The 26,868-nt window shown below is 65.2% G+C and carries 30 protein-coding genes; 21 read left to right on the plus strand and 9 right to left on the minus strand.

The window, feature by feature from the left end:
- Positions 1 to 36: 36 nt before the first annotated feature.
- On the minus strand, positions 37 to 1,104 hold the full coding sequence (locus tag AC2D9V_RS10005) for a dipeptidase (RefSeq protein ID WP_484713927.1): 1,068 nt from the start codon (positions 1,102 to 1,104) through the stop codon (positions 37 to 39).
- Between the two features lie 129 nt (positions 1,105 to 1,233).
- On the opposite strand from AC2D9V_RS10005, the gene AC2D9V_RS10010 reads away from it, so the two are divergent.
- The 10 genes from AC2D9V_RS10010 (at position 1,234) to AC2D9V_RS10055 (ending at position 9,132) form a co-directional block, all read left to right on the plus strand.
- Positions 1,234 to 1,599, plus strand: coding sequence for a hypothetical protein (locus tag AC2D9V_RS10010; protein ID WP_484713928.1), 366 nt, complete (start codon positions 1,234 to 1,236; stop codon positions 1,597 to 1,599).
- Between the two features lie 113 nt (positions 1,600 to 1,712).
- Entirely contained in the window at positions 1,713 to 3,083 is a 1,371-nt protein-coding gene (locus AC2D9V_RS10015) for a PepSY-associated TM helix domain-containing protein (RefSeq protein WP_484713929.1), read from the plus strand.
- Positions 3,084 to 3,118: 35 nt separating this feature from the next.
- On the plus strand, positions 3,119 to 3,619 hold the full coding sequence (locus AC2D9V_RS10020; protein WP_484713930.1) for a copper chaperone PCu(A)C: 501 nt from the start codon (positions 3,119 to 3,121) through the stop codon (positions 3,617 to 3,619).
- An 80-nt stretch (positions 3,620 to 3,699) separates the two neighbouring features.
- Positions 3,700 to 4,188: a TrmO family methyltransferase domain-containing protein gene (locus AC2D9V_RS10025; protein ID WP_484713931.1), complete on the plus strand. Its 489-nt coding sequence runs from the start codon at positions 3,700 to 3,702 to the stop codon at positions 4,186 to 4,188.
- Between the two features lie 89 nt (positions 4,189 to 4,277).
- Positions 4,278 to 5,096: a phosphonate ABC transporter ATP-binding protein gene (gene phnC, locus AC2D9V_RS10030; protein ID WP_484713932.1), complete on the plus strand. Its 819-nt coding sequence runs from the start codon at positions 4,278 to 4,280 to the stop codon at positions 5,094 to 5,096.
- Between the two features lie 29 nt (positions 5,097 to 5,125).
- Positions 5,126 to 6,022 carry a phosphonate ABC transporter substrate-binding protein gene (phnD, locus tag AC2D9V_RS10035; RefSeq protein ID WP_484713933.1) on the plus strand — a complete coding sequence of 299 codons (897 nt, stop codon included), beginning with the start codon at positions 5,126 to 5,128 and terminating at the stop codon, positions 6,020 to 6,022.
- Between the two features lie 62 nt (positions 6,023 to 6,084).
- Positions 6,085 to 6,966 carry a phosphonate ABC transporter, permease protein PhnE gene (gene phnE / locus AC2D9V_RS10040; RefSeq protein ID WP_484713934.1) on the plus strand — a complete coding sequence of 294 codons (882 nt, stop codon included), beginning with the start codon at positions 6,085 to 6,087 and terminating at the stop codon, positions 6,964 to 6,966.
- Positions 6,966 to 8,288, plus strand: coding sequence for a phosphonate ABC transporter, permease protein PhnE (phnE, locus tag AC2D9V_RS10045; protein WP_484713935.1), 1,323 nt, complete (start codon positions 6,966 to 6,968; stop codon positions 8,286 to 8,288). The genes phnE (AC2D9V_RS10040) and phnE (AC2D9V_RS10045) overlap by 1 nt, the downstream gene beginning before the upstream one ends.
- 3 nt (positions 8,289 to 8,291) lie before the next feature.
- Positions 8,292 to 8,483: a hypothetical protein gene (locus tag AC2D9V_RS10050; protein ID WP_484713936.1), complete on the plus strand. Its 192-nt coding sequence runs from the start codon at positions 8,292 to 8,294 to the stop codon at positions 8,481 to 8,483.
- Between the two features lie 58 nt (positions 8,484 to 8,541).
- Positions 8,542 to 9,132: an LbetaH domain-containing protein gene (locus AC2D9V_RS10055; RefSeq protein ID WP_484713937.1), complete on the plus strand. Its 591-nt coding sequence runs from the start codon at positions 8,542 to 8,544 to the stop codon at positions 9,130 to 9,132.
- Here AC2D9V_RS10055 and AC2D9V_RS10060 read toward each other — a convergent pair.
- Complete coding sequence (locus tag AC2D9V_RS10060) at positions 9,129 to 10,280, minus strand: alpha-D-ribose 1-methylphosphonate 5-triphosphate diphosphatase (RefSeq protein ID WP_484713938.1); 1,152 nt, start codon at positions 10,278 to 10,280, stop codon at positions 9,129 to 9,131. The two genes, AC2D9V_RS10055 and AC2D9V_RS10060, sit on opposite strands and share 4 nt — an antisense overlap.
- Positions 10,281 to 10,324: 44 nt before the next feature.
- Complete coding sequence (gene phnF / locus AC2D9V_RS10065; protein WP_484713939.1) at positions 10,325 to 11,032, minus strand: phosphonate metabolism transcriptional regulator PhnF; 708 nt, start codon at positions 11,030 to 11,032, stop codon at positions 10,325 to 10,327.
- 118 nt (positions 11,033 to 11,150) lie between these two features.
- Here phnF and phnG point away from each other — a divergent pair, with 118 nt between their 5' ends.
- Genes phnG through AC2D9V_RS10080 form a run of 3 tightly spaced genes read left to right on the plus strand, consistent with a single transcriptional unit; the run spans position 11,151 to position 13,271 of the window.
- Complete coding sequence (phnG, locus tag AC2D9V_RS10070) at positions 11,151 to 11,594, plus strand: phosphonate C-P lyase system protein PhnG (protein WP_484713940.1); 444 nt, start codon at positions 11,151 to 11,153, stop codon at positions 11,592 to 11,594.
- Positions 11,591 to 12,160: a phosphonate C-P lyase system protein PhnH gene (gene phnH / locus AC2D9V_RS10075; RefSeq protein ID WP_484713941.1), complete on the plus strand. Its 570-nt coding sequence runs from the start codon at positions 11,591 to 11,593 to the stop codon at positions 12,158 to 12,160. Before phnG ends, phnH begins: the two co-directional genes overlap by 4 nt.
- A 1-nt stretch (position 12,161) precedes the next feature.
- On the plus strand, positions 12,162 to 13,271 hold the full coding sequence (locus AC2D9V_RS10080; protein WP_484713942.1) for a carbon-phosphorus lyase complex subunit: 1,110 nt from the start codon (positions 12,162 to 12,164) through the stop codon (positions 13,269 to 13,271).
- A gap of 20 nt (positions 13,272 to 13,291) precedes the next feature.
- Here AC2D9V_RS10080 and AC2D9V_RS10085 read toward each other — a convergent pair whose 3' ends face one another.
- Positions 13,292 to 13,576: a hypothetical protein gene (locus AC2D9V_RS10085; protein WP_484713943.1), complete on the minus strand. Its 285-nt coding sequence runs from the start codon at positions 13,574 to 13,576 to the stop codon at positions 13,292 to 13,294.
- A 25-nt stretch (positions 13,577 to 13,601) separates the two neighbouring features.
- On the opposite strand from AC2D9V_RS10085, the gene AC2D9V_RS10090 reads away from it, so the two are divergent.
- Genes AC2D9V_RS10090 through phnN form a run of 4 tightly spaced genes read left to right on the plus strand, consistent with a single transcriptional unit; the run spans position 13,602 to position 16,465 of the window.
- Positions 13,602 to 14,459 (plus strand): alpha-D-ribose 1-methylphosphonate 5-phosphate C-P-lyase PhnJ, encoded by an 858-nt coding sequence (locus tag AC2D9V_RS10090; RefSeq protein WP_484713944.1) that lies wholly within the window; start codon positions 13,602 to 13,604, stop codon positions 14,457 to 14,459.
- On the plus strand, positions 14,456 to 15,256 hold the full coding sequence (gene phnK, locus AC2D9V_RS10095; RefSeq protein WP_484713945.1) for a phosphonate C-P lyase system protein PhnK: 801 nt from the start codon (positions 14,456 to 14,458) through the stop codon (positions 15,254 to 15,256). Before AC2D9V_RS10090 ends, phnK begins: the two co-directional genes overlap by 4 nt.
- A 4-nt stretch (positions 15,257 to 15,260) precedes the next feature.
- Complete coding sequence (gene phnL / locus AC2D9V_RS10100; RefSeq protein ID WP_484713946.1) at positions 15,261 to 15,944, plus strand: phosphonate C-P lyase system protein PhnL; 684 nt, start codon at positions 15,261 to 15,263, stop codon at positions 15,942 to 15,944.
- Complete coding sequence (phnN, locus tag AC2D9V_RS10105; RefSeq protein ID WP_484713947.1) at positions 15,941 to 16,465, plus strand: phosphonate metabolism protein/1,5-bisphosphokinase (PRPP-forming) PhnN; 525 nt, start codon at positions 15,941 to 15,943, stop codon at positions 16,463 to 16,465. Before phnL ends, phnN begins: the two co-directional genes overlap by 4 nt.
- Here the strand turns inward: phnN and AC2D9V_RS10110 are convergent.
- Positions 16,447 to 17,127, minus strand: coding sequence for a DUF1045 domain-containing protein (locus AC2D9V_RS10110; RefSeq protein WP_484713948.1), 681 nt, complete (start codon positions 17,125 to 17,127; stop codon positions 16,447 to 16,449). The two genes, phnN and AC2D9V_RS10110, sit on opposite strands and share 19 nt — an antisense overlap.
- Before the next feature lie 95 nt (positions 17,128 to 17,222).
- Here AC2D9V_RS10110 and AC2D9V_RS10115 point away from each other — a divergent pair, with 95 nt between their 5' ends.
- Both AC2D9V_RS10115 and AC2D9V_RS10120 read left to right on the plus strand, forming a co-directional pair.
- Positions 17,223 to 18,365, plus strand: coding sequence for an alpha-D-ribose 1-methylphosphonate 5-triphosphate diphosphatase (locus tag AC2D9V_RS10115; RefSeq protein WP_484713949.1), 1,143 nt, complete (start codon positions 17,223 to 17,225; stop codon positions 18,363 to 18,365).
- 51 nt (positions 18,366 to 18,416) lie between these two features.
- Complete coding sequence (locus AC2D9V_RS10120; protein WP_484713950.1) at positions 18,417 to 19,631, plus strand: NAD(P)/FAD-dependent oxidoreductase; 1,215 nt, start codon at positions 18,417 to 18,419, stop codon at positions 19,629 to 19,631.
- A gap of 73 nt (positions 19,632 to 19,704) precedes the next feature.
- Here AC2D9V_RS10120 and AC2D9V_RS10125 read toward each other — a convergent pair whose 3' ends face one another.
- The 3 genes from AC2D9V_RS10125 to parE all read right to left on the minus strand — a co-directional run bounded on the left by AC2D9V_RS10125 (position 19,705) and on the right by parE (position 23,975).
- Positions 19,705 to 20,421 carry an SH3 domain-containing protein gene (locus AC2D9V_RS10125; protein WP_484713951.1) on the minus strand — a complete coding sequence of 239 codons (717 nt, stop codon included), beginning with the start codon at positions 20,419 to 20,421 and terminating at the stop codon, positions 19,705 to 19,707.
- Positions 20,422 to 21,066: 645 nt separating this feature from the next.
- The gene (locus AC2D9V_RS10130) at positions 21,067 to 22,020 is read right to left on the minus strand and encodes a COG2958 family protein (protein ID WP_484713952.1); all 954 of its coding nucleotides are present in this window, start codon (positions 22,018 to 22,020) and stop codon (positions 21,067 to 21,069) included.
- Positions 22,020 to 23,975 (minus strand): DNA topoisomerase IV subunit B, encoded by a 1,956-nt coding sequence (gene parE / locus AC2D9V_RS10135; RefSeq protein WP_484713953.1) that lies wholly within the window; start codon positions 23,973 to 23,975, stop codon positions 22,020 to 22,022. The genes AC2D9V_RS10130 and parE overlap by 1 nt, the downstream gene beginning before the upstream one ends.
- A gap of 123 nt (positions 23,976 to 24,098) precedes the next feature.
- Here parE and AC2D9V_RS10140 point away from each other — a divergent pair, with 123 nt between their 5' ends.
- On the plus strand, positions 24,099 to 24,983 hold the full coding sequence (locus AC2D9V_RS10140) for an NAD-dependent epimerase/dehydratase family protein (RefSeq protein WP_484713954.1): 885 nt from the start codon (positions 24,099 to 24,101) through the stop codon (positions 24,981 to 24,983).
- A 220-nt stretch (positions 24,984 to 25,203) separates the two neighbouring features.
- Positions 25,204 to 26,073 (plus strand): AbaSI family restriction endonuclease, encoded by an 870-nt coding sequence (locus tag AC2D9V_RS10145; protein WP_484713955.1) that lies wholly within the window; start codon positions 25,204 to 25,206, stop codon positions 26,071 to 26,073.
- 47 nt (positions 26,074 to 26,120) lie between these two features.
- On the opposite strand, the gene AC2D9V_RS10150 is transcribed toward AC2D9V_RS10145, so the two are convergent.
- Positions 26,121 to 26,780: a glutathione S-transferase family protein gene (locus AC2D9V_RS10150; RefSeq protein ID WP_484713956.1), complete on the minus strand. Its 660-nt coding sequence runs from the start codon at positions 26,778 to 26,780 to the stop codon at positions 26,121 to 26,123.
- Positions 26,781 to 26,868: the final 88 nt, after the last annotated feature.

Here is a 26,868-nt window from a genome sequence, read left to right on the forward strand (position 1 = left end):
TGCCGGGCATGACGACGTCATCGACAAGCGGCCCGGTCAGACCCCCCAGGTCCGCTCCAGCACCCGCAGCCAGTTGCCATGCGCAATCTGTCGGATCAGCGCCTCGCCCAACCCCATCTCGCGCATTGCCCGCACCAGCACCGGCAATCCCTCGACCCCGCCGATGTCCTGCGGCACCGTGGCCCCGTCGAAGTCCGATCCGATGCCGACGTGATCCTCGCCCGCCACCGACAGCATGTGTTCGATGTGGCGCTTCACCGGGTCCAGCGTCATGTCGGCACTTTCCCGGCCATCCGGTCGCAGAAAACAGGTCGCAAGGTTCAGCCCGGCGATCCCTCCGCTTTCACCGATCGCCCGCAGTTGCCAGTCCGTCAGGTTCCGGCTGGAAGGGCAGATCGCATGGGCATTGGAATGCGTCGCCACCAGCGGCGCATCGCTAAGTCTTGCTACAGCGCGGAACCCGGCCTCGTTCAGGTGGCTGAGGTCCAGCATGATCCGCAGGCCATTGCATTCCCGCACCAGCGCCTGTCCTGCCCCGGTCAGCCCCGGCCCGGTGTCGCCGGTTGACGGGAACCGGAACGGCACGCCATGGCCAAAGATTGTCGGTCGGCTCCAGACCGGTCCAAGCGACCGCAGGCCCATCGCGTGGAACAAGTGCAGCGCGTCAAGGTCCGGCCCGATCGCCTCGGCCCCCTCGAAATGTAGCACGCCGGCGACCACGCCTTCAGCCATCGCCGTGCGGATATCTCCTGCCGTCCGGCACCAACGGAACGCGCCTTCTGCCGCCCTCTCCAGCCACAGAAGATGCCCCAGCATCTCGACCGCCACTGGCAAGGCGGCGTGATGGTCGATCAGATCAGGCAGCGGCAGGTCATAGGGCGGCGCATCCATCATCCGCTCCAGCGCTGCCAGATCGCCGGTCTCGGGCGAGGGGACCCAGACCGCGAAGAATCCGCCCGCAAAGCCCGCCGCCTGCATCCGCGGCAAGTCCAGGTGCCCGGCCCCTTCACCGCGCAGCCACATCGCCTCTCGCGCGGGGCCGGCCTCCGCGACCTTCAGAACGATGTCGTTATGTCCGTCGAAGACGGGAATGGTATCGCGCATCCGGGACTCCTCGGGTCGCCCCGGCAGTCAATCCGCAACCTTGGCTGAAGGCAAGGCGGGCGCATCTGTCGCGGTAACGGCCGGGAATGTCCGTTGACGCGAGGCAGAAGTTGGGCCATGCCGATTGCCATGATGGTGAGGGCCTTCTTCAGCCTGCATCGGGTGGCGCTTCTGGTCGCCCTGACCGTCGCGCTGGTCGCGACGGGGTTCTCCCACCGCATGCCTTCCCCGCAGGACGAGGCCGTCACCTACGCCCTGGCGAATGGTCTTTCGCTTGCCGATCTCTGCGCCGGGGACCTTGATGGCGACGGCCAGCGCGACCCGCATTGCATGGCCTGCCAGATCGCCGGCAGCGCCGGTCTGCCCCCCGCGGCCCCCGGCCTGATCGACCTCGAAGTCGCCTTCGTCGCCCGCGTCATCGCACCGCGCGAAAACCGGGCCGTCGCCCGCGTCCTTGACCCCGCGCACACACCGCAGGCCCCGCCCGTCGCCTGACCGGCGGCGCCTGCCTTTGCCCGCTCCGGGCTGACCCCTTCCGCCGCCGAACCGTGCCACCCGCGAGGCCCTTCCGGCCCGCGCTTCCTCACGCGCTTCTGCAAGGCAACCCAATGTCGACAGACACTAAAACACCGAACCGTCTCTACTTCGCCGCCTGGCGCTGGCACTTCTATGCCGGTCTCTATGTCGTCCCGTTCCTCATCATGCTGGCCGTGACCGGCCTCATCATGCTCTGGGTCAGCTCGATGACCGAGCTCAACGGCGAACGCGCCCGCATTACGCCCGGCACCGACCTCCGTCCCGTCAGCCAGCTCCAAGCCGCGGCCGAGGCCGCCGTGCCCGGCAGCACCGCCACGCAATACATCTCGCCCATGGGGCCGGACCGCGTGGCCGCCTTTGCCGTCGCCGTGGGAGAGGATACCACCGGCGTCACCCTCAACCCCTACACCGGCGAGGTCGTCGAGACCTTCCCCTGGCGCGCCGGCTGGTATGACTTTGCGACCGAAATCCACGGCACGCTTCTGATCGGCGACACCGGCGACTGGCTGATCGAGGCTGCGGCGAGCCTGGGCCTTCTTCTCGTCATTACCGGCATCTACCTCCACTGGCCGCGCACAGACGGCTGGGGCAAGGCGCTGACGGTTCAAACCGCCGCCAAGGGCCGCGCCTTCTGGAAGTCGCTGCATGGCGCGATGGGCCTCTGGGTCAGCGTCCTTTTGGTCATCTTCCTGATCTCGGGCCTGTCCTGGGCCGGGCTCTGGGGGTCGAAGTTCGTGCAGGCCTGGTCCACCTTCCCGGTCGAGAAATGGGACAACGTGCCCCTGTCCGATGCCACCCATGCCGAGATGAACCACGGCGCCGCCAAGGAAGTGCCATGGGCGCTGGAACAGACGCCGATGCCGATGTCGGGCTCGCTTGCGGGCGTGCAGGCGATCCAGGGGCCGGTCACCATCGACGCGGTCACGGACTTCGCCGGAACGCTGGGCTTCGACCGCCGCTTCCAGCTGAACCTGCCGGCGGATGAAACCGGGGTCTGGACGATCAGCCATGACAGCATGTCGAACGACGGGCCGAACCCCGCCGCCGACCGCACGATCCACATCGACCAGTTCACCGGCAACGTGCTCGCAGACGTGCGCTATGCCGACTATTCGGTCTATGCGAAGATGATGGCCTGGGGCATCGCCTTCCACGAGGGCGACCTCGGGGCCTGGAACCTTGCGCTGAACACCCTCTTCTGCCTTGCCGTCATCCTGATGTCGGTCTCGGGCATCGTGATGTGGGTGAAGCGCCGCCCGGCCGGGGCCCGCCTCGGCGCCCCTCCGCGTCCGGCAGACATCCCTTACGCCAAGGGCGCGCTTCTCATCACTCTTGGCCTCTCGCTTGCCTTCCCGATGCTCGGCCTCGTCCTTCTGGCCGTGATCGTGCTGGACCTCGTGGTCTTTTCGGCTGTCCCGCCGCTGAAGCGGCTGGTCAGCTGATGCATCTTCCCCTTCCCGTGAAAGGAGTCCTTCCCATGACCCGTGTCCTGGCCCTTCTGGCCGCCCTCTTCGCCACCCCCGTCCTCGCGCATGAGGTGAAGATGGGCGATCTCCAGATCATCCATCCCCACATCCCGCAACCCGCCGCCAGCGCCAAGGCCGCCGGGGGGTTCATGGCCATCGTGAACAACGGCACCGAGACCGAGCGGCTGATCGGGATCGAAAGCGACATTGCCGCCAAGTCCGAAGTCCATGAATCGAAGGTCGACGCGAACGGCGTCGGCACGATGACCCATGTCGACTTCATCGAAATCGCGCCTGGCGATACGGTCAGCCTCGAACACGGGGGCTATCACATCATGTTCATGGGCCTGAAGGGCAAGCTCACCGAAGGCGAGATGCACAAGGCAACCCTGATCTTCGAACGCACGGGCCGGGTAGAGATCGAGTTCATGATCGACCCGCCGGCCGGCATGGGCGAGATAGACCATTCCACCATGGACCACTCCACCATGACCCACGGGGCCAGCGACTGATCGGTTCCCGGACGGTCCGCGCTGTTGCGGCGGTTGGGGTTGGGGTGCAGGATTGGGCTGGCCCTTGAAAGGACTGGCCCATGTCTCTGACCCCAACGGATGGCATCAGGCCGGGTGAGGTTGCGCTTTCCCCCGACCCGGCCCTAGCCGAGGACGCGCGCCTCTGCTTCATCGGGCGTTTGTCCACGCCCTGGTCGCGCGGCAACTGCCCGAAGAACCTGCGCGAGGCACGCGAGAAGGGTGGGGCGTTCGCTGCCCAGATCGACCCGCCCTTCCGCCCGGGCCTCAGCGGCCTGACGGCGGGTCAGGCCGTGATTCTCCTCTACTGGGCCGGCCTTGCCCGGCGGGACCTCATCCTGCAAAGCCCCGCGCATCGCGAAGGCCCCATGGGCGTCTTCGCGATCCGCTCACCAGCGCGGCCGAACCCGGTGGCCGTCGCGGTGGTCCGGCTTACCGCCATCGACCCGGATACCGGCCACCTGAAGTTCGACGCGCTCGATGCCTTCGACGGCACGCCCCTTATCGACATCAAGCCCTGGCTTCCCAGCGTCGACGTGCCCCCCGGCTGACGCGCCCACCGTCACGCAAGTTTCACACACCCGCGAAGCGACTGTCACACTTGACCCATAGGACCGCCCCAACCAATCGGGGGTGATCGATGCTGGAAGTGCGGTCGGTGACACGGATGTTCGGCCCGAAGGCCGCTGTCGACGACGTCAGCTTCTCTGTTGACCGCCCCGCCTTCGTTGGCATCATCGGCCGCTCCGGCGCCGGCAAGTCCACCTTCCTGCGCCTGATGAACCGCCTGATCGATGCCTCCTCGGGCGAGATCACTGTCGACGGCCGCAACGTCCTTGCGCTGAAAGGGGCCGAGGCCCGCGCCTGGCAGTCGCAATGCGCGATGATCTTCCAGCAGTTCAACCTTGTCCCGCGGATGGACGTCGCCTCGAACGTCCTCCACGGCATCCTGAACCGCCGGTCGTCGTTCCAGACCATGTTCAACCTCTGGCCCCGCGCCGACATCCTGAAGGCGCTTGAGATCCTGGACCGCCTCGGCATCGTCGAACAGGCCCCGAAACGGGCCGAGGCCCTCTCCGGCGGCCAGCAGCAGCGCGTCGCCATCGCCCGCGCGCTGATGCAGGACCCGAAGATCATCCTGGCCGACGAACCCATCGCCTCCCTCGACCCGATGAACGCGCAGATCGTCATGGACACCCTGAAGCGCATCAACGTCGAAGATGGACGGATGGTCATCGCCAACCTCCATACGCTCGACACTGCACGCCGCTACTGCGACCGCGTCATCGGCATGCGCGACGGCCGCATCGTCTTTGACGGCACGCCCGACCAGCTATCCACCGGTGTCGCCCGCGACATCTACGGCGCGGACGAAAGCTTCAACGAAGCCGCCACCTCCACCGCCATTCCCGCCGACAGCAAGGCCGACCGTTCCTACGCCGACCTGATGCTGTCCTGATTGTCCTGCTGCCAACGAACGGAGTTCCCATGAAGAAGCTCATGACTGCCACCGCCCTGACCGCCATCCTCGCCTCGGCCGCGACGGCGCAGGAAATCACCGAATTCAACATCGGCATCCTCGGCGGCGAGAACGCCCAGGACCGCCTGACCAACCAGGAATGCTTCCGCGCCGCCATCGAAGAGGCACTGGGTGTCCCGGTCAAACTCTTCGCCCCGGCCGACTATGACGGCGTGATCCAGGGCCTCCTCGGCGGCACCATCGACTACGCCTGGCTCGGCGCCTCGGCCTATGCCAAGGTCTACCTGACCGACCCGAATGCCGTGGAACTGAAGCTCACGAAGCAGAACCTTGACGGCTCGACCGGCTACTACTCCATCGGCTTCGCCCGCGCCGACTCGGGCATCAACTCGATGGATGATGCCAAGGGCAAGGTCTTCGCCTTCGCCGACCCGAACTCCGCTTCGGGCTACCTGATCCCCGGCGCCGAACTCAAGGAGGCCTATGGCGATCTGGAAGCCTACTTCGGTGAAGTGAAGATGTCGGGCGGCCACGAACAGACCATCGTCGGCGTCGCGAATGGCGATTTCGATGCGGGCGTGTCGTGGGCTGATGGACTGGGCAACTGGGAAGACGGCTACAACTCGGGCGCGTTCCGCCGCGCCGCCGATGCCGGCCTCGTCGACATGAACAACCTCGTCGAGATCTGGCGCTCGAAGCTGATCCCCGAAGGCCCGCTGGTCATCCGCTCGGCCCTGCCGCAGGACGTCAAGGACAAGGTCACCCAGCTGACCGCCGATCTGTGGGAAACCAACCCCGATTGCGCCTACAACGTCGCCGCCGGTGACGCCAAGGACTTCGTGCCAGTCGAACACTCCGTGTACGAAGGCGTTGTTGCTGCCCGTAAGCTTCAGGAAGGCATGTAATCCCGAAAGCGAACGCCGGACCCCGTATCCCCGGGGTCCGGCTTTTCAGTCCCGGAATCCCCATGGTCGATGTCGCCTTCGGGCCCAGTGAGGGCAAGCGTCCCAACCTCAAGGACCCCCGCGAGGGCTATCTCGACATGGTCCGCCGCAAGCGGATGTATGGCGGCATCCTCCTCGTCATCTTCGTCGCGCTCATGGTTTCCGGCTGGCAACTGGCCGAGGAACGCAACGCCGGCGACTTCTGGTCCGGCCTGCCGCAGATCTTCGACTTTCCTGCCGAGGTCCTGTCCGAAGCCTGGACCAACCGCGCCAACCTCCCCGGCCTGATCTGGGAGCATTTTCCGGCCCTGATCGAAACGGTGAACATCGCTGCCGTCGCCACGCTGATCGGCGCACTCGCCGCCATGGCGCTGTCGCTTCTCGCCACGCGCGGCCTTGCCCGCTGGCCGCGCCTGATCCCCGTCTTCCGCCGCAGCATGGATGCCTTGCGCGCGATCCCCGAGATCGTCATTGCGCTCGTCCTGATCTACATTCTCGGCGGTGGCCCAGTGCCCGCGGTCATCGCCATCGCGCTCCATACTGGCGGGGCGCTGGGCAAGCTTTTCTCCGAGGTTGCCGAGAACGCAGACCTGAAACCCGTGGAGGGCCTGGCCTCGGTCGGCGCCAGCTGGTTCCAGCGGATGTGGCTGGGGGTGATCCCGCAGGTGGCCCCAAACTGGCTGAGCTACGCGCTCCTCCGGTTCGAGATCAACGTGCGGGCCTCCGCCATCCTCGGCTTCGTGGGTGAGGGCGGTATCGGCCATGACCTCAAGATCGCCATGCAATGGGGCCAGGGCCGCTACGACCAGGTGGTGGCGATCTTCCTCCTCCTCTTCCTGACCATCGTGCTGATCGACCGGGTCTCGGACCACTACCGCCACAAGCTCGTGAAGGGGTCTGATTGATGACCGCAACCCTCTCCCCCTCACTGGCTGACACCGTCACCCGCAGCTTTGCACGGCGCACGCGGCTTGCCTTCGCGATCCCGGCGGCGATCATTGCCTACCTGATCTACGCCGCGATCAGCTTTGACGTCGCTGGCCTCGTGCAGCGCGCCCGCTTCGACAATGCGGCGATCCTCCTGTCCGACTTCTGGCAGCACAAGATCCACGTCACCCGCGACAATGCCTCCGGCAACCTAAGCGTCTCGGTCGAGGGCGAGACGCGCCATGTCTACGCGCCGGACAGACTTCCCGACTGGGTGACCGTTACCGGCGACGTGACGACCATCGACCTGACCGGCGGGCATATAATCACCTACGACTCCGGTGGCGCGCGGTATGAGGTGCCGGGCTACGGCACCATCGACATCCGCATGGAAGGCGGCCGCCCGGTCCTGACCGCGCCCGAACCGATCCCCGACTGGATCAGCGTCTCGCAGAACCGCATCAACGTGACGACTGACGCCGGGCGCTTCAGCGTCAGTCGCAACCGGACCGAGACCTTCCGCTATTTCGCAGGGTGGGAGCTTTTCTTTTTCACCCTCGACAGCCCGTTCTACGGCAAGTCCTGGGGCCAACTCGTCGCGCTTGCCACAACCGGCGACCGGATCGACCCCGACCGGACGAACCTCGGCTACATGGTCCACGAATTCTGGACCAACGCCATGTGGCGGCACGGCGACGTTGCCTGGGCGATCTTCGAGACGATCCTGATGGCCTTCCTCGGCACCATGATGGCCGCCATCGTCGCCTTGCCGCTCGCCTTCCTCGCCGCGCGGAACTTCATGCCTTTGGGCGTCTTCCGGGCCGCGGTGCGGCGGGTCTTCGACTTCGTGCGCGGGGTGGACGGGCTGATCTGGACCATCATCCTTTCCCGCGCCTTCGGGCCGGGGCCGATGACCGGGGCCATCGCCATCGCCATCACCGATGCGGGCAGCTTCGGCAAGACCTTCTCCGAGGCGCTCGAGAACATTGACGAAAAGCAGGTGGAGGGCATCCGGTCCACCGGTGCCAACGCCGTCCTTCGCGCGCGCTTCGGCGTCATCCCGCAGCTGATGCCGATCCTCCTCGCCCAGGTGCTCTACTACCTCGAATCGAACACCCGCAGCGCCACCGTCATCGGCGCCATCGTCGGCGGCGGCATCGGCCTTCTGCTGACGCAGGCGATCATCACCCAGAAGGACTGGGAAGAGGTCGCCTACTACATCGTCCTCATCATCCTGATGGTGATGCTGATGGACAGCCTTTCCGGCTGGCTCCGCCGCAAGCTGATCAAGGGGGAATGACCCATGTATGACCACGATCTCCGGCTCTGGTACCGCGATCTCTTCCTCCACTCCGCCCGGCGTCGCGCTGCGGCCGAGGCGCGGACGCGCGCGGCGGTGAACTGGGAAAGGCCGCTTCCCAAGGCAGAGCTGGCCGCCGTCGCACCCGAGTTTGAAGTGTTAAGCGATCATGAACGCCCACAAACAAGCCATTGAAAATAATACGGATTCCAAATTTGACCACTGTGGTCACCGCCTGTCGTCCTCGGGCGGGGTGACCCATTCCACGGCCCAGGTGGTGAACTCCACCTTCGAACCCTGGACCGAGGTGGGCGAGGGCGCGCGGGTCGTGAACTCCACTTTCGAGGCGTATTCCTACTGCGACCGCTTCGCCGACATCGCCAATACGACCGTGGGCCGGTTCTCCAACATCGCCGCGATGACCCGCATCGGCCCGACCGACCACCCCTTCACCCACGCCGCCCAGCATCACTTCCTCTACCGGTCCTCCTACTACTGGGACGACGTCGCGGATGATCCGGATTTCTTCGCCGTCCGCGCCGCCCGCCGGACGGTCCTCGGGGCCGATTGCTGGGTCGGTCACGGCGCGATCATCAAGCCCGAGGTCACCGTCGGGATCGGTGCCATCGTCGCCGCCGGGGCGGTGGTCACCCGGGACGTCGACCCCTTCATGATCGTCGCCGGCTGCCCCGCCCAACCCCTCCGCTCCCGCTTCGACCCAAGGACGATCGACCGCCTTCTTGCGCTGGAATGGTGGACCTGGGACCACGCCCGCCTCCGCGCCGCGCTGGCGGACTTCCGGTCCCTGAAGGCCGAGGCCTTTCTCGAGAAGTACGGCGCCTAGGCTTCCGCAAACCGCCGGGCAAGCTCCCCAGACAGATACGCAACCCGCCCCGCTGACAGGGTCATTTCCACCCGCCGCGTCCCGGGGTTCATCGCAATCAAGTCAGCCCGCATCCCCTCGGCCAGCCGGCCCCGGTCGGCCAGCCCCATGATCTGGGCCGGGGCCTCGGAGATCATCCCCCAGGCCGCGGGAAGATCACGCAGCCCCGCATCAACCAGCGCCCAGACCGCCTGGGGCAGGGCGGGGTAGTAGTAGTCCGACATCAGCGCGTCGACCAATCCGTCAGCCACCAGTCCCGCCGCCGCGATGTTGCCCGTCTGGCTGCCGCCCCGCACCACGTTCGGCGCGCCCATCAGCACCGGCTCACCCGCTGCATGGGCCGCGCGGGCGGCCTCGACCGTGGTGGGGAACTCCGAGATCCTTGCCCCGATCCCGCGAAAGAAGGCGCGGGTCGCAGGCGTGGCGTCGTCATGCGAGCCCATCGTCACCCCAAGCCCGGCGAACTGTCCGGCAATCGCCGTGAGGGCCGTCGGGACCTCCGGCTCCTGCGCCGCGGCGGCGCGGACGACGGCCAGCATCTCCTCGGCCGTCCGGCTGGTCTGCGAAGCCCAGCTTGCAAAGCGGTGGGGTCGGGTCTCGGCCATCTCCATCGCCTCGGGGAGGTGGTTGTTGAAGACCACGAAGTCCACCCCATGCGTGGCGACCGCCTCCAGCACCGCCGGGTGCTGGTCGATGACATGGGTTTCAAGCCGAAGCTGGACCCGGACATCCGCCAACAGATTACCTCGCGCCCGGTCGAGCGCGGTCAGAAGGGCCGTCGCCGCCTCACCCGAACGGAATCCCCCCTCCCAGCTCCAGCTCTGCGCGAGCCAGGCCGTCGTGATCCCGTTCGCCGCCAGCTCACCCGCCACTGAAGCAAGGCCCCGCACCTTGTCGAAGGGCGCGGTCGGGCGCGGCGAAAGGTGCCGCTCGAACCCGTCGCCATGGAGGTCGATGATCCCCGGCAGGAGCAGGTATCCGGACAGGTCAACCTCGCGCCCGGGCCCGCCGCTGATCGTGCCGTCCCGGATCGTCAGCGGATGGTCCGTCAAGGCCCTATCCACGAGGGTCTGGCCATTCACAAGGCGGAGCGAGGGAAGCGTCGGCATCAGGCGGTCCGATTAAGAGGGCAAGATCACAGCGCCATGACAGATCAGGCGGCGACGGTCAGCGTCACCCTCTCTCCCGCGAACCAGGTGGTACCATACTCGACCGGCACCCCGCCCGCATCGACGTTCACCGCCACCGATTGCAGGACCGCCGCACCGGGCCGCACCATGAGCGAGAGGGACAGGACCGGGTCGGCCAGTTGCGCCGTCAGGCGCGTCTCGCGGCGGGTGTAATCGTCCAGCCCCAGCGCGGCGAGGGCCTTGGTGATCGACCCCTCGGCGACCACGCATTCCGGCAGCCCGGGGAAGCGCGCCGCCGGGAAGACCGACCGGAACGCCGCCAGCGGATGACCATCCGCCAGCGAGATGCCTTCGACCACATGCACCTCTCCGCCTGCCGGCAGGGCGAGAACCCCGGCCTCCTCGGCATCGGCCGCCCGGGTCTCCGCCCGGGTAATCCGGCGCGAGGGGGTCTGTCCGACCGCCAGCAGGTTCTGGTGAAAGCGCACCCTCTGGCCCAGCCGGTACTCGGTGGGGCGCGCCGTGACAAAGACCCCCGACCCCCGCCGCGCATGGACAAGACCCGCTTCGGCAAGGCTCGCCAAGGCATGCCGGACGGTATGGCGGTTCACCCCGAAGCGGGTCGCCAGCGCCTCTTCGGTCGGCAGCTTGTCACCCTGGCGATAATGGCCGCCGCGGATTTCCGATGTCAGGGTCGCGGCGATCGCCGACCAGATCGGGCTTCGGGTCAAGGCATTCCCCCGTCATCAAAAATTCACAACTCTCCCATTGGCCGCAGCCGCCGGGTCGCGTAGTATTTGTATAGTTGTATAGAGAAATAGACAACCCCCGCAAGATGTCGAGGTGCCGATGCCCGAGGTCGATCCCACCGCCCGGAAAGAGTGGATTTCCACCCTGGCCAAGTCCCCGCCCGCCGCGTTGCAGCGGCTGATCGCCGAACTGCCGGAACATGATCTTCTGCGCGCGGCCGAGGTTGGTGCGGTCATGGTGCGGGGGCGTCTTGGCGGGACCGGTGCGCCCTTCAACCTGGGTGAAATGACGGTCACCCGCTGCTCCATCCGGCTGGCAAACGGCACGGTCGGCCATGCCTGGGTGCAGGGCCGCGACAAGGATCACGCCCGGCGCGCCGCCGTGGTTGACGCGCTGATGCAGACGGATGCCGCGGGCGATATCGCGCGCCAGGTGATCGCCCCCCTGGCGCAGGCCTTGCAGCAGAAGCGCGCCGCCCGGGCCGAAAAGGCCGCTGGCACGAAGGTCGATTTCTTCACCATGGTCCGGGGGGAAGACCAATGACCGCCGCTGCCCTTTCCGGGGGGTTCTCCGACGCCCCGGTGCAATCCGCCCGCGCCTTCCGCCAGGTCCTCGAGGCCATGGCCCGCCCCGGCATGATCCGCGAGGTCACGGGGGCCACACCGCCCGCGCCCCTTTCGGTTGCTGCGGGTGTCGTCCTTCTGACCCTTGTCGATCCGACGACGCGGCTGCACCTTGCCGGTGCCGCCGACTGCGCCGATGTGCGCGACTGGGTGGCCTTTCACCTGGGCGCGCCACTGGTCCGCGCCGAAGAGTCTGACTTTGCCCTGGGGCGGTGGGAGGACCTGCAACCCGTCAGCCGGTTCCGCATCGGCCAGCCTGACTACCCCGACCGCTCGGCCACCCTGATTGTCGAGATGGACCGCCTTGTGAACCACGGCCCCGCCCTGACCGGTCCGGGGATCGAGCTTGTGACCTGGCTGAACCTGCCCGAAACGGCGGCCTTCCGGGCGAACCGGGCGCTCTACCCGCTTGGGTTCGACACCATCCTGACCGCAGGAAATCGGCTGGCCGGCCTTCCGCGGTCCACCCGCGTGGAGAAGCTGTAAGATGTATGTCGCAGTTAAAGGCGGTGAGCGCGCCATCGACAACGCCCATGCCTGGCTGGCCGAAGAGCGGCGGGGCGATCCCGCGGTGCCGGAACTCAGCATCGCCCAGATCCGCGAGCAGATGACTCTGGCGGTGAACCGGGTGATGGCGGAGGGTTCGCTTTACGACCCAGACCTTGCGGCGCTGGCAATCAAACAGGCGCGGGGTGATTTGATCGAAGCCATCTTCCTGATCCGCGCCTACCGCACCACGCTTCCCCGGTTGGGCGGTTCGACCCCGGTGGACACGGCCGCGATGGCGGTCGACCGCCGGATCAGCGCCACCTTCAAGGACCTGCCGGGTGGGCAAGTGCTGGGGCCGACCTTCGACTATACCCACCGTCTTCTGGACTTTGCGCTGATGGCGGAAGGTGATGCACCGCTGTCGAAGACGGGGCTGACGTCCTCTCCTGTCCAGGCGGACGAGGGAACCCCACCCCGCGTCCCACATGTCACCAGTTTTCTCAACCGCGACGGCCTGATCGAGACTGCGCCGCCCGATGACACCCCGCCCCCCGACCTGACGCGCGAGCCGATGGAGCTTCCCGCCGGCCGTGCCTTGCGGCTGCAGGCGCTGGCCCGGGGAGATGAGGGCTTTGTCCTCGGCCTCGCCTATTCCACCCAGCGCGGCTATGGCCGGACCCATGCCTTCGTGGGCGAGCTTCGCATCGGCCGCGTGGCGGTCGAGGTCGAGATCCCCGAGCTGGGCTTCGCCGTCGAAATCGGTGAAATCGAGCTGACGGAATGCGAGACCGTCAACCAGTTCAAGGGCAGCCGCAGCGAACCGCCGCAATTCACCCGGGGTTATGGCCTTGTCTTCGGGCAGTCCGAGCGCAAGGCGATCTCGATGAGCCTTGTCGACCGCGCCCTGCGCTGGAAGGAGCTCGGCGAGGATGACGCGGGCGTGCCGGCGCAGGACGAAGAGTTCGTTCTGATACACTGCGACAACATCCAGGCGACCGGGTTCCTCGAACACATCAAGCTGCCGCACTACGTGGATTTCCAGGCCGAACTGGAACTGGTGCGCCGCCTGCGGGCCGAGGCGCAGGCGATGCGGGAGGCGGCGGAATGAACCCTATCGCCCTTGTGGACCTATACCCCGCCTTCCGGCTCCTTCGCCCAGTCCTGACGTGGATCAACGCCAGAACGCATTTCGCGACCGTCTTCGATCCAGACATAGACCAGATAACCATCCTCAACTTCAGTGCGAAGGCTCCGAAGCCGCTGCCATTCGCGCCAAGTCGTCCGCATTACCAAGGCTCCGATGACGGGGAGTACGGCGACGAAGCTGGCAGCCCAGCCACCTTCTGCAATTGCGCAAAAGGTCATTGCACCCGCACTCGCCGTCCAGATTGTCATGAACAAAAACCAAAACATTTTCGATCATCCGAAAAGGTGGCACGTGTCTGACTACAACTTCGCATACCTTGACGAACACACCAAGCGCATGATCCGCCGTGCGATCTTGAAGGGGATTGCCGTGCCCGGCTACCAGGTCCCCTTCGCCAGCCGCGAGATGCCGATGCCCTATGGCTGGGGCACGGGCGGGGTGCAGGTGACAGCCGCCAGTCTGGTGCCGGAGGACCGGCTGAAGGTGATCGACCAGGGCGCGGATGACACGACCAACGCCGTCTCGATCCGCCGCTTCTTCCAGCGCACCGCCGGTGTGACCGTGACCGAGGCGACGACGGAGGCGACTGTGATCCAGACCCGCCACCGCATCCCCGAAACCCCGCTGACCGAAGGCCAGATCCTTGTCTACCAGGTGCCGATCCCCGAACCCCTGCGCTTCCTTGAACCGCGTGAGACCGAGACGCGGAAGATGCACGAGCTTGAGGAATACGGGCTGATGCATGTGAAGCTTTACGAGGATATCGCCCGCCACGGCCAGATCGCCACCTCCTACGCCTATCCGGTGAAGGTCGAGGGGCGGTATGTGATGGACCCCTCGCCGATCCCGAAATTCGACAATCCGAAGCTGACCGCCAACCCCGCGATCCAGCTGTTCGGCGCAGGGCGCGAACAGCGGATCTATGCGATCCCGCCCCATACCAACGTGGTCAGCCTCGATTTCGATGACCACCCCTTTCAGGCGACGAAGGCCGCGCATGACTGCGATCTCTGCGGAGCCAGGGATAGCTATCTGGACGAAGTCATCACCGATGACGCGGGCGGGCGGATGTTCGTCTGTTCGGACACCGACTATTGCGCCGGGCGGCGGGCCAGGGGCCACATTGGGCGGTTGGGAGATGCGGCATGACCCTCCACACCACTGAATTTTCGCAGAAAATTCGTGAATTCGACCAGCCTTTGCTGAGCGTCGACGGCTTGACCAAGCGCTACGGGTCCCGGATCGGCTGTCGGGACGTCGGCTTCGACCTTTACCCCGGCGAGGTCCTCGGGATCGTCGGCGAAAGTGGGTCGGGGAAGTCCACGCTTCTGTCCTGTCTTGCCGGCCACCTTCGCCCTGACCTCGGCCGCATAGCCTATGACGGACGCGACATCCTGGCGATGTCCGAGACCGAGCGGCGACGGCTTTCCCGCACCGACTGGGCCTATGTCCACCAGAACCCGCGCGACGGGCTTCGGATGGGCGTCAGCGCCGGCGGTAATGTGGGCGAACGCCTCATGGCGATCGGCGCGCGGCATTATGGCGAGATCCGGGACAAGGCGGCCGACTGGCTGGGCCGGGTGGAAATCGCCGCCGACCGGATCGACGACCGCCCCTCGGCGTTCTCAGGCGGGATGCAGCAGCGCCTGCAGATCGCCCGCAATCTTGTGACTGCACCGCGCCTTGTGTTCATGGACGAACCCACGGGCGGGCTGGACGTCAGCGTGCAGGCCCGCCTTCTCGACCTTCTGCGCGGGCTGGTGCGCGACCTCGGCCTAAGCGTCATCATCGTGACCCACGATCTTGCCGTCGTCCGCCTGCTGGCGCACCGGCTGATGGTGATGAAGTCGGGCTGCGTCGTGGAACAGGGCCTGACCGACCAGGTGCTGGACGATCCCCAGCACGCCTATACCCAGCTTCTCGTCTCGTCAGTCCTGCAGGTGTAAGGCCATGATCCGCATCGAGAACTTGTCGAAATCCTTTACCCTGCACAACCAGGGCGGCGCGGTGATCCCGGTCATGGTCGGGGCCGCGCTGACAGTCGCGCCCGGTGAATGCGTCGGCCTGAGCGGGCCGTCCGGTGCGGGCAAGTCCACCCTGATGCGGATGGTCTATGGCAACTACCTCGCCGCCGGGGGCCGCCTTCTGGTAGGCGATCTTGACGTGACACAGGCCGAGCCGCGCGAGATCATTGCGCTCCGGCGCCATACGCTCGGCTACGTCAGCCAGTTCCTGCGCGTCGTCCCCCGCGTCCCGGCCCTTGACGTTGTGGCCGAGCCTCTCCTCGCCCTTGGCACTCCGCTGGCCGAGGCGCGCGACCGCGCCGCCACCCTTCTGAAACGCCTGAACATCCCCGAACGTCTCTGGTCCCTCTCCCCTACCACCTTCTCGGGCGGCGAGCAGCAACGCGTGAACATCGCCCGCGGCTTTGCCCATGCCTACCCGGCCCTTCTTCTGGATGAACCAACCGCCAGCCTTGATGCCGCCAACCGCGAGGTGGTGCTGACTCTCATCGAAGAGGCGAAGGCGCGGGGTGCGGCGATCCTTGGCATCTTCCACGACGAAGCCGCCCGCGTCCGGGTCTGCGACCGTCTGATCGATGTGGGGCAGTTCACCCCGGGGCTTGCCGCATGATCTTTGCCGTGGTCGGGCCATCCGGCGCAGGAAAGGACCTTCTGATCCGGGGCGCGCTGGCCGCCCGCCCCGATCTGCGGCTGGTCCGCAGGGTCATCACCCGCCCTGCGGATGCCGGGTCCGAGGATCATGAACCGGCCACCGAGGAAGAGTTCCTCGCCCACGTCGCGCGCGGCGATTTCGCGCTCTTCTGGCATGCCCACGGGCTGAGCTATGGCCTGCCGAAAAGGGCCTTCGACGGGCCGGGCGACGTGATCTTCAACGGCAGCCGCGCGGTCCTTTCCGATGCGGCGCGTGTCTTTCCCGGCCTCCGCGTGATCGTGGTCACCGCCCCGGATGACATCCTTGCCGCCCGCCTTGCCGCGCGGGGGCGTGAGAGCCTTGACGAAATCCGCGCCCGGCTGGCCCGCGGGTCATTTACCGTGCCCGAAGGGATCGACACCCGCAGCGTGGTGAACGATGGCACGGTCGAAGACGGCGTCGCGCGGTTCCTGCAGGCGCTTCAGCCGGTCAGCGGATAGCGATGCAGAAGATGGAACCGGCCCGTCGTACCCTCGCCGAACAGGCACAGATCCTCGATCACGAAGGGCCGGGGCAGCACGGGCGCGAAATGCGCGGAGAGGGCGTCCATCGTCGGACCCGGTTCGGGAAGCCGGTCGGTCAGCGTCAGGTGAAAGCGGAACTCTTCCATCACGTAGGGGTAGCCCCAGCACTGCAAAAGATCACGCTGGCGCGCGGTCAGGCTTTCGGGCCGACGACGGGCGATCTCGGCCTCGGTCAACGGCGCGCGAAGGTCGTTGGTGCCTTCGACGACTGCTGCGGCAAGCTCCAGCAGGGCGGCTTCGCAGCCCATCGGGGTCAGCGCGAGGAAGCCTTGCAAGTCCTCGATTACCAGGCCCTCGCAGACCACCGGCGGCAACTTTCCGGCCAGCGCCGCGACACGGGCGGCAACCTGATCGTGATCCAGCCCTTCGGCCACACGGAACGGCGCACGCAGGGTGCCGTGGAACCCGTAGCGGCGGGCTTCGGCGGTCAGGACGGCGGGAAAGGGAATGTCCGGCAGCTCCGGCTGGGGAACCATTTCGCCTTTCGCGGCATCCCAGCCCAGCCAGGCGGCGGCACGATCGGCAAAGGCCCCGGCGCGCGGGGCATAGTAGACGGCAAGGCGCTTCAATTGGTCCATGGCGCGGGGCCTAGCTTTGGCCTGTCACAGCGGTGTGACACATTCATGGCAGTTGGCGCAGCGCTTGGCACCATCCAAGGACAGGAAAACGGACGATGACCGAAACGATTCTCGCCAACGCAACGCTGGTTCTTGAGCGTGAGGTGTTGCGTGGCAGCCTGCGCCTTGCCGAAGGCCGGATCGCCGGGATTGCCGAGGGCGGCACCATTCCCCCCGGCGCGGTCGATTGCGGCGGCGACCTTGTCCTGCCCGGCCTGATCGAGCTGCACACCGACAACCTTGAACGCCATATCGAGCCGCGCCCCAAGGTCGCCTGGCCGCATCTTCCCGCTATCGTCGCCCATGACGCCGAGCTTGCCTCGACCGGGATCACGACGGTCTTCGATGCGCTGCGGGTGGGGTCATTGATCCTGTCAAGCAAGACCGGCAGCGGCGAATACGCGCGAGCGATGGCCGATGAAATCCTCGGGCTTCGGCGCGAAGGCGCCCTGAAGATCAGCCACTTCCTGCACCTTCGCGCCGAGGTCTGTTCCGAAACGCTGGTGGAAGAGCTGGCCAAGTTCGGCCCGGAGGATCAGATTGGGATCGTATCGCTCATGGATCACACGCCGGGCCAACGCCAGTTCCGGGACCTGTCGAAGCTGAAGGACTACTACACCGGGAAGTACGGGCTTTCCGAAGCCGACTGGGCCGATCACGTCACCACCCAGAAGGCACTCCGCGACCGGGTGGGAGAGATACACGAGGCTGCCGTGGTGACCGAGGCCCGCCGCTATGGGGCGGTCCTCGCCAGCCATGACGACACGACAGCGGATCAGGTCGCGACCAGCGCCGGCCACGGTGTCCATTTCGCCGAGTTTCCGACGACGCGCGAGGCTGCCGCTGCATGCCGCGCGCATGGCATAAAGGTGATGATGGGCGGGCCGAACCTGATCCGCGGCGGCAGCCATTCCGGCAACGTCGCGGCACGGGAACTGGCCGAGGCGGGGCTTCTGGACATCCTGTCGTCGGATTACGTGCCGTCCTCGCTTCTCTCCGGGGCACTTTTCCTTGGCGATCTCTGGGGCGACGTCGCGCGCGGGGTGGCGACGGTGACCAAGGCCCCGGCCGAGGCGACCGGCCTCGCCGACCGGGGCGCATTGCGCGAGGGTCTCCGTGCCGACGTGATCCGCGTCGCTCGCATCGGCCGTGCCGCGGCCCTGCGCGGTGTCTGGGTGGCCGGGCATCGCGTCGGCTGATTGAAGGCCCGCGCGGGCTGGGCTAAACCCCTTGGCAAACGGGGGGGCAGGATGCTGGGCTTTCAGGCGGAACCGGGACACCAGCATTATGACGTGGTGATCATCGGCGGGGCGATCATGGGGTCGTCCACCGCCTGGTGGCTGCGGAAGCTTGGCTTTTCCGGCCGGGTGCTGGTGCTGGAACGGGACCCGACCTATGCCCAGGCCGGCACGACGCACACCAATTCCTGCATCCGCCAGCAATTCTCGACCGACCTCAACGTCCGCATCTCGCAATTCGGGGCCGAGTTCGTGCAGAACCTGCGCGGCTTCATGGGGGACGACGGGCGCGTGCCCGACCTGAAAATCCAGAACTTCGGCTATCTCTATCTGTCTGATAACGAAGCCTTTTCGGATGTGCTTCGGACAAACCAAAAGGTCCAGCTTGCCGCCGGCGCCGAGACGCGGCTGCTGACGCCGGACGAGATTGCCGCCGAATTTCCCTTCTACCACGTGGACGATCTCGACCTTGGGTCGATCAATACCAGGGACGAGGGCTACTTCGACGGCTCCACCGTCTTCGACTGGTTCCGCCGCCAGGCGCGTGAGGCCGGGGTAGAGTATGTGGCGGACGAGGTGGTGGCGATGACCCTCTCGCCCTCAGGCGACCGGGTGGTCTCGGTCACGCTGCGGTCTGGGCGGGTGATCGGCTGCGGCGTGGTCGTCAACGCCTCCGGTCCCCGCGGGGCGCGGACGGCGGCGATGGCGGGGATCGCCCTGCCGGTCGAACCGCGCCGCCGCTTTACCTGGGTCATCCAGGCCGAGCGCCCGCTGGACCGCCCGCTGCCCCTGACCATTGACCCCTCGGGCGTCCACATGCGCGAGGTGGGGGGCGGGACCTACATGATCGGGGGCCATGCCGACCACGATCCTGCGGCGGATTTCGACGATTTTGCAATGGACTACGCGATCTGGGACGAGAAGGTCTGGCCCGCCATCGCCACCCGCATCCCGGCCTTCGAGGCGGTGAAGGTACTCAGCGAATGGGTCGGCCATTACGACTACAACACGCTGGACCAGAACGCGGTGACCGGGCCGCATCCGGTGGTTTCCAACTTCCTGTTCCTGAACGGTTTTTCCGGCCACGGCCTGCAGCAATCCCCCGCGATGGGGCGCGGGACGGCGGAGTGGATCCTGCAAGGCGGCTACCGGACCCTTGACCTGACTCCGTTCCACTATGATCGGATCGCTGCAGGTCAGGCGATGGTGGAGGCGGCCATCATCTGAGCCTCGTCTCTGGTGGAATAATCGCTCTGAATCAAAAGTTTAGCTGGAGTATCCGCCGCCGACTGCCCCTTGGCTAGCCGCCGATGCAGTTCAGCCGGAGGCCGTCGGGAAAACGCCATTCGACAAGGTCGCGGCCACCCCGCAGGCGCGCGCCGTCGCGGGACTGGAAGGAATAGCGCAGGCTTCCGGCCACCCGCTGCAGCCGGTATGTCTGGCCGCCGATCTTCACATCCGCCTGCCCGCCGCCCTCATGGACCTCGACCGTCATCGGGCCGCCATTCAGGCAGGTGAAGCGCGCCCGGGCCTCGATCACCGGTTTCGACGGCTTGGTCATCCCGAGACCGCCCTTCGCAAGGTCGAGGAACCGGGCCGAGGCCCAGCCGGTGGCCCCGTTGGACCGGCGCACCTCATACCAGATGTTGCCGTCAGCCTTGCAGCCGAACGCAATGGCTCGTCCCCGGTCGTTCAACCCGCCTTCTGCGCCCGAACAGGTGTTCGTGCATTGCCCCGGCGCCCAGGAGACGCGGCCCGTGGCGGTGACCCCGCGTTCGTTGGGCCCGATCTGCGACACGATGGCCTCACGCGATGAGGGGCCACGGCGCATGTTCAGCGTGTCATTCGCGGCGACGCCGGTGACGGTCAGGGCCGTGCCCCGGGCGGGGTTGCAGATCGCCTCGGCCGCGGCGGGGGCCGCCATGAGGAGGGAAAGGGCGAGGGCGCGGAGGAGCATGGGCGGATCCCGGGCTGCGACGGTCAGGGGGAGGGTGGCCGGGGAAAGCGCATCGGTCAAGTTTCATCGTTGCGTGGCGAACGGGCCATGCATTTCAATGGGTTGGCTGGGGCGGAGCGGTCTTTATTCCGTCTTCCTTGTGTCTTCCTTGTGTCTTCCTTCCGTCTCTACGCGCGGTGGGCGGAAGTGGCGTTAACCATGCGGGTCGAATCGGTGGGGTGGGTCGCCGGGGTGGCCGCGCCACGGGGAGGCGCCGTGCGCTGCGGCGGGGAGAGTCGGGCTGAAGCCCGACCTAAGGGTGGGTCGTAGGGTGGGGTTTCACCCCACCATCCGGGCGCGGGGTTTGGTCGGGTGGAACCCCTACGCTTGCTGTGCAACGCCATGGTGCAAAGCTGACCGCGACCAGCACGCGGGGGTGAGACGCGGCCCCGGCCTTACCGGGGCGAAAACGGTCCAGTGGACCGTTTTCAGCGTCGAACGCCCGAGGCCACTGCCGAGGGCCTGGAGGGGCGATACATCGCGCCCGCCCCGGGGGGCGGGTCGGGCGCGGTCAGATTTGCTTTGGCCAAATCTGACGGGGTGAGCGGCGGCGATGCGCCCACTTTGCGTGGCGAAATCAGCATATAGATTTTCTTCAGCCCCGAACGCCCGCGCAAGCTTGCTAGGGCCTAGTCAGGTGGTGGCTTGGAACCCACCTTACGCTTGCTATGCCCACAAAGGCCTGTGGGTCTCCCCAGTCTGATAGAATTGCCTCACAAGCTTGATAAATCTTCTGAAATCAGAATTCTGCTCAACCAATCTATTCACCGTTCCCCAGTCAATTGCGCTTTTATCTGATGCAGGCAGCAGAATCTGGCTTTCGGCAGGGTTAACAGCGTCAAATCGGATCAGTCCAATGCCATGCAAAGACGACAGTATTCGCAATTCATTCAGAGTCTGGCCACCTTGTATCTCGGTTGCCACCAAGTATCCATAGTCTGCCCAAGATGAGTTGCTGACCGTCTGGAAGAATGTTTCCCGAACGTTTGTGGAGTTAATATGCAGTTTAAGCTCGAAGGACCACAAGCGCGTTTTAGTTTCTGCCATCTCCTTTACGGTATCAGCGACGTCACGATCCCAGCCATTTGACAAATCTTCCAGGGCAACAATGTCGGGAAACAACCAGCGATTGCCGTTCTGACCGCGATTGTTCATGGAGCGTTTTTCATCAATTCGAAGGCTGAATAATGAGAACTCATTCCATAAATACTCACAGAAGGCTGGATAAAGATCAGACTCCTTTTGTCCGCCTGGGGAGGACCGAAACGTCGAAGGATCTGTAGCAACTGGCGTTCGAGGAAGTGTGAGTGAATTCGCCTCATCTTCAAGCGACATACTAGAGTAGTAATACTTGCGCGGACGCTCTTCAGTTGTTCGGACCTGAAAACGTGTCTCTAGCGCTGGTCGCTGTGCTCCGATTTCTGCTACAATCTGCTGCGCCATGGCTTCATCCGAGTGCAGCGGCATCTTGCGTGCGGTACTGGCAGTCCGCTTGTTCTGCGTTGCGTCTGGATATGTTTTCATTATCCAGAGAGCGATCTCTCTAGCAGTAAATCTCTGATCCGGGTTCGACTTTAGCAGTTCGGGCACGAATTTCGTGATACTGAATTTATCGCTCATCACAGATCCAGCTCCTCCACGAACCGCGCGTTCTCCTGGATGTACTGAAACCGCAATTCCGGCTTCTTGCCCATCAGGCGCTCCACGAGGTCGGAGGTATCCCCCGGTTCGTCCTCGTCGATGCTCACCCGGATCAGCTTTCGCGTCGCGGGGTTCATCGTGGTGTCCTTCAGGTCCTTGGCGTCCATCTCGCCCAGACCCTTGAAGCGCTGGACGTCGATCTTGCCTTTGCCTCCCAATCCCTTCGCCAGCCACTCCTCTTTCTCGGCATCATCCGCCACATACATCCTCCGCGCACCCTGGGTCAGGCGGTAGAGGGGCGGGCAGGCGAGGTAGAGGTGGCCCTTGTCGATCAGGGGGCGCATCTGGGTGAAGAAGAAGGTCATCAGGAGGCTGGCGATATGCGCGCCGTCGACGTCGGCGTCGGTCATGATGATGATCTTTTCATAGCGGAGGTCGTCGAGCTTGAAGCGGGTGCCCATCTGGACGCCGAGGGCCTCGCAGATGTCGCGGATCTCGGAGTTCTCGTTCAGCTTTGACGACGCCGCGCCAAGGACGTTCAGGATCTTGCCCTTGAGGGGGAGGAGGGCCTGCGTCTCGCGGTTGCGGGCGCCCTTGGCGGAGCCGCCGGCGGAGTCGCCTTCGACGATGAAAAGCTCGGTCCCCTCGCGGTTCTTGGCGGAGCAGTCGGTGAGTTTGCCGGGGAGGCGGAGTTTCTTCGTCGCCGTCTTGCGCTGGGTTTCCTTTTCTTCGCGCCGCCGCAGGCGTTCCTCGGCGCGGAGGACGAGGAAGTCGAGGATGGCTCCGGCGGATTTCGGGTCGGCGGCAAGCCAGGTGTCGAAATGGTCGCGGACGGCGTTTTCGACCCATTTCGCGGCTTCCTCGGTGGAGAGCCGGTCCTTGGTCTGGCCGACGAAGGAGGGTTCGCGGATGAAGATGGAGAGGAGCGCGCAGCCGCCCGTGAGGAGGTCGTCGCGGGTGATCTGGTCGGCCTTGCGGTTCTTGACGCGTTCCCCGTAGGCGCGGATGCCCTTCAGGATCGCGGCCCAGAACCCGGCCTCATGCGTGCCGCCTTCGGGCGTGGGGACGGTGTTGCAGTAGGAATGGAGGTAGCCGTCCTGCGCGGGGGTCCAGTTGATCGCCCATTCGACTGAGCCGGGGACCTGGTATTTTTCCTCGAACGAGACGCGACCGGCGAAGGGGCGTTCGGCGTAGGTGGAGACCTTGCGGAGCGAGTCGTTCAGGAAGTCGGCGAGGCCGCCGGGGAAGTGGAAGGTGGCTTCGGTGGGTGTGTCGCCGTCGGGGATGGCGGATTTCCAGCGGATCTCGACGCCCGAGAAGAGATAGGCCTTGGACCGCGCCATCTTGTAGAGGCGCGCGGGCTTCAGGGTCTGGTGGCCGAAGATTTCCGGGTCCGGGTGGAAGGTGACCCAGGTGCCGCGACGGTTGGGGGTGGGGCCGAGTTTCTGGATGGGGCCCTGGGGGATGCCGCGGGAGAAGGATTGTTCGTAAAGCTCCTTGTTGCGGGCGACCTGGACGGTCATTAGGTCGGAAAGCGCGTTCACGACCGAGGAGCCGACGCCGTTCAACCCACCGGAGGTGGAGTAGGCCTTATTGGAGAACTTTCCCCCGGCGTGGAGGGTGCAGAGGATGACCTCCAGCGCGGATTTGCCGGGGAACTTGGGGTGCGGGTCGACCGGAATGCCGCGGCCGTTGTCGCGGACGGTGACAGACATGTCGGCGTGGAGTTCGACCTCGATGCGGTTGGCGTGGCCAGCCACCGCCTCGTCCATCGCGTTGTCGAGGATTTCGGCGACCATGTGGTGGAGCGCGCGTTCGTCGGTGCCGCCGATATACATGCCGGGGCGCTTGCGTACGGGTTCCAGGCCTTCGAGCACCTCGATCGAGGAGGCGTCATAGGTGGTACCGGCCTGGGAGAGAAGGTCGTTCGGCATGGGGGCGTCCTTGCAAGGGTCCCGCCATTAGATCACCCAAGGGGGCGGAGGCGCAAGATGTGGGGTCTGGTCGGGGGCGTGCGGGAGGCCTAGCTTGGGTGGGACAGCAGGGGAGGTGTGGCGATGCGGGTATTCTTCACGGGCGGGTCAGGCAAGGCGGGGCGGCATGTGGTGCCGTATCTGGTGGCAGAGGGGCACCGGTTGCTGAACTTCGACCGGGTGCCGCTGGGGGCGGCGGGGGCGCATGACCTGATCGGCGACATCTGCGATGCCGGGCAGGTCTATTCGGCGCTGCGGACCCATGCGGGCTATGACGAGATGGACGAAGGGCCGGGGCGCCTGTTCGATGCGGTGGTGCATTTCGCGGCTGTCCCGCGTTATGGCATGGTGCCGGATACCGAGACCTGGCGGGTCAACGTCGTCGGGACCTACAACGTCATCGAGGCGGCGCTGAAGATGGGGATCCGGAAGGTCATCATCGCCTCATCCGAGACGACCTATGGGGTGTGTTTCAGCGACGGGGTGGTGGACCCGAAGGTGCTGCCGCTGGAGGAGGATTACGACATCGACCCGATGGACACCTACGGCACCTCGAAGAAGGTGAACGAGGTCACGGCGCGGAGCCTGCAGCGGCGGTTCGGGGCGGATGTCTATGCGCTGCGGATCGGGAACGTGATCGAGCCGCATGAGTATGCGACCCTCTTCCCGCCCTTGGCCGAGGACCCGGGGCTGCGGCGGCGGATCACGTTCAGCTACATCGACGCGCGCGATCTGGGGCAAATCGTGGATCTGTGCCTGAAAAAGGACGGCCTCGGGTTCCAGGTGTTCAACGCGGTGAACGACGAGAACGCGGTGCCGCAACCGAACTCAGAGCTCTTGCCGCGCTTCTTCCCGAACGTGCCCCTGTCGCGGCCGGTGGGGGAGCGGGAGGGGCTGTTGTCCAACCGGAAGATCCGGGAGGTGCTGGGGTTCAAGGAAGAGCACAACTGGCAGAAGTATGTGAAATAGAGCTGGCGGCGGACCGGGGGGTTTCACACCCCCCGGACCCCCCGTGGGGTATCTGTGCAGAAAGGAAGAGGCTTCCATCGGACGTGAAGCGTCTGGTCGCTTGGGCCATTACGCGTGGCGTTTCCTGTTTTTGAACGCACTAACGGCAAGGCCTTGATGCAAGTTTTGGGCTGTGTTTTGTAGCGAATTTCAGGATGGTCGACATTCATGGAGAATCCTCATGAGTCGCGAAGACTACATCTTGCGATCCTTGGCAAAGGTGGCTGCAAAAAGGTGGGAACACTATGCAGTTAATCGGATTTTTCACAGACTAAATGATTCTGAAATTGAATTCGTCTGCCAGCAATGCATCCGCGGTGAGCAGAACAGACTTTACATTGCTGACCTCTTCTTCCCTCAGCTTGACCTCTATCTGGAGATTGATGAGGATCATCATGAAAGTGATTCTGCCAGAATTAACGATGCGAGACGGCGACTAGATATTGCTGAAGCCTCGAGTCTTCTTGAGCATCGAATTGCAGTTGGAGACGGATCCCTCGCAGAATTTGATGAGAAGATCGATCAGTTCATTGAGATCATTCGAGGAAGAAAACAAGATGCCGTTCGCAGCAAGACGTTTCGGCACTGGAACTACCACGAGCGCTTCACCGCAAAACCGCACCTTGATCGCGGGTTTGTGGAAGTGGGTCCGTCTGCAGCGTTCCGATATCAACGCGATGCACTTCGTTGCTTTGGATACGCCGGTGGTCACTACCAAAGGGGCACCTGGGATTTACCCCTGCACATCCAAGACGCGATTGGTCTGAAGGGGCGCAGCACGGTCTGGTTCCCAAGACTTTATGACCAGCCGAACTGGAACAACTCTTTATCTGAAGACGGCCTGACCATTATCGAAAGAAGCAAGGACCAGAGTTTCCACTACGTCGAGCACTGGACCAGTCGGATCGTGATCGCAAGGTCACGTGACGAGCTGAATCGGACTCTCTATCGTTTCATTGGAGTTTTTGAAATTGATCCTAAGTACCGGGCGGGTAGCGAGCACAGATTTAAGCGCGTCGCCACGAAGGTAAACACCCATACACCAGTGTAGGCGGCGCTTGGGAATTGATTTTGAGTGTACGGGCGACCCTGCGAGGATCACGCCGGTTCGGCCATCCTTGCCGCCCACATCTTCTGGAACGCTGGGCGCGCCTGGCATTTCTCCAGCCAGGCCTTCACCGCCGGGAATTCGGCCAGCAGGGTCGGGTGGCCCTGGGCGTAGCGGAGGCATTCGCCGAGGTTGATGTCGGCCACGGTGAAGCGGTCCCCGACAAGATAGGGGTGGGAGGCAAGATGCGCCTCGAGCCGCTTCAGGGGGCGGCGGAGCTTTTCGGCGTTGATCGCGATCTGGCCCTGGCCTTCAGGGGTCTTGTCGCCGCCTGCGCCCTGCACGTTCAGGATTTCCAGCGCCGGGGTTTCGACGGCGGTGACGGCAAGAAGCGTCCACTGGTCGATCAGCGCCTGTTCGGCGGGGGTCTTCGGCCCGAGGTCGCCGCCACGGGTGCGGGCAAGGTGGTTGGTGATCGAGAGCGATTCTGTCAGCGTCAGGTCGCCCTCGACGAAAGCCGGGATCTGGCCCTGGGGGTTCACCTTCAGGAATTCGGGCGAGGCGGTGTTGAGCGGCGCCCCGGGCGCGCTCGCCTCGGGCAGCCGATAGGCTTGCAGAACAGGCACATGGGTGAAGGGAAGGCCTAGTTCATAGAGTAGCCAGAGCGGGCGCGAGGCGCGACTGCGGAAGGCACCATAAAGGGTGATCATCGGGGATGCTCCTGAATTATGCCACAAAGCCTATGTCTTTGTCCGGGGAAGCTGAAGGGGGGCGCTGCACGGCGCCCTTGTCTTGATG

It is taken from the genome of Tabrizicola sp. T46 (assembly GCF_057219895.1).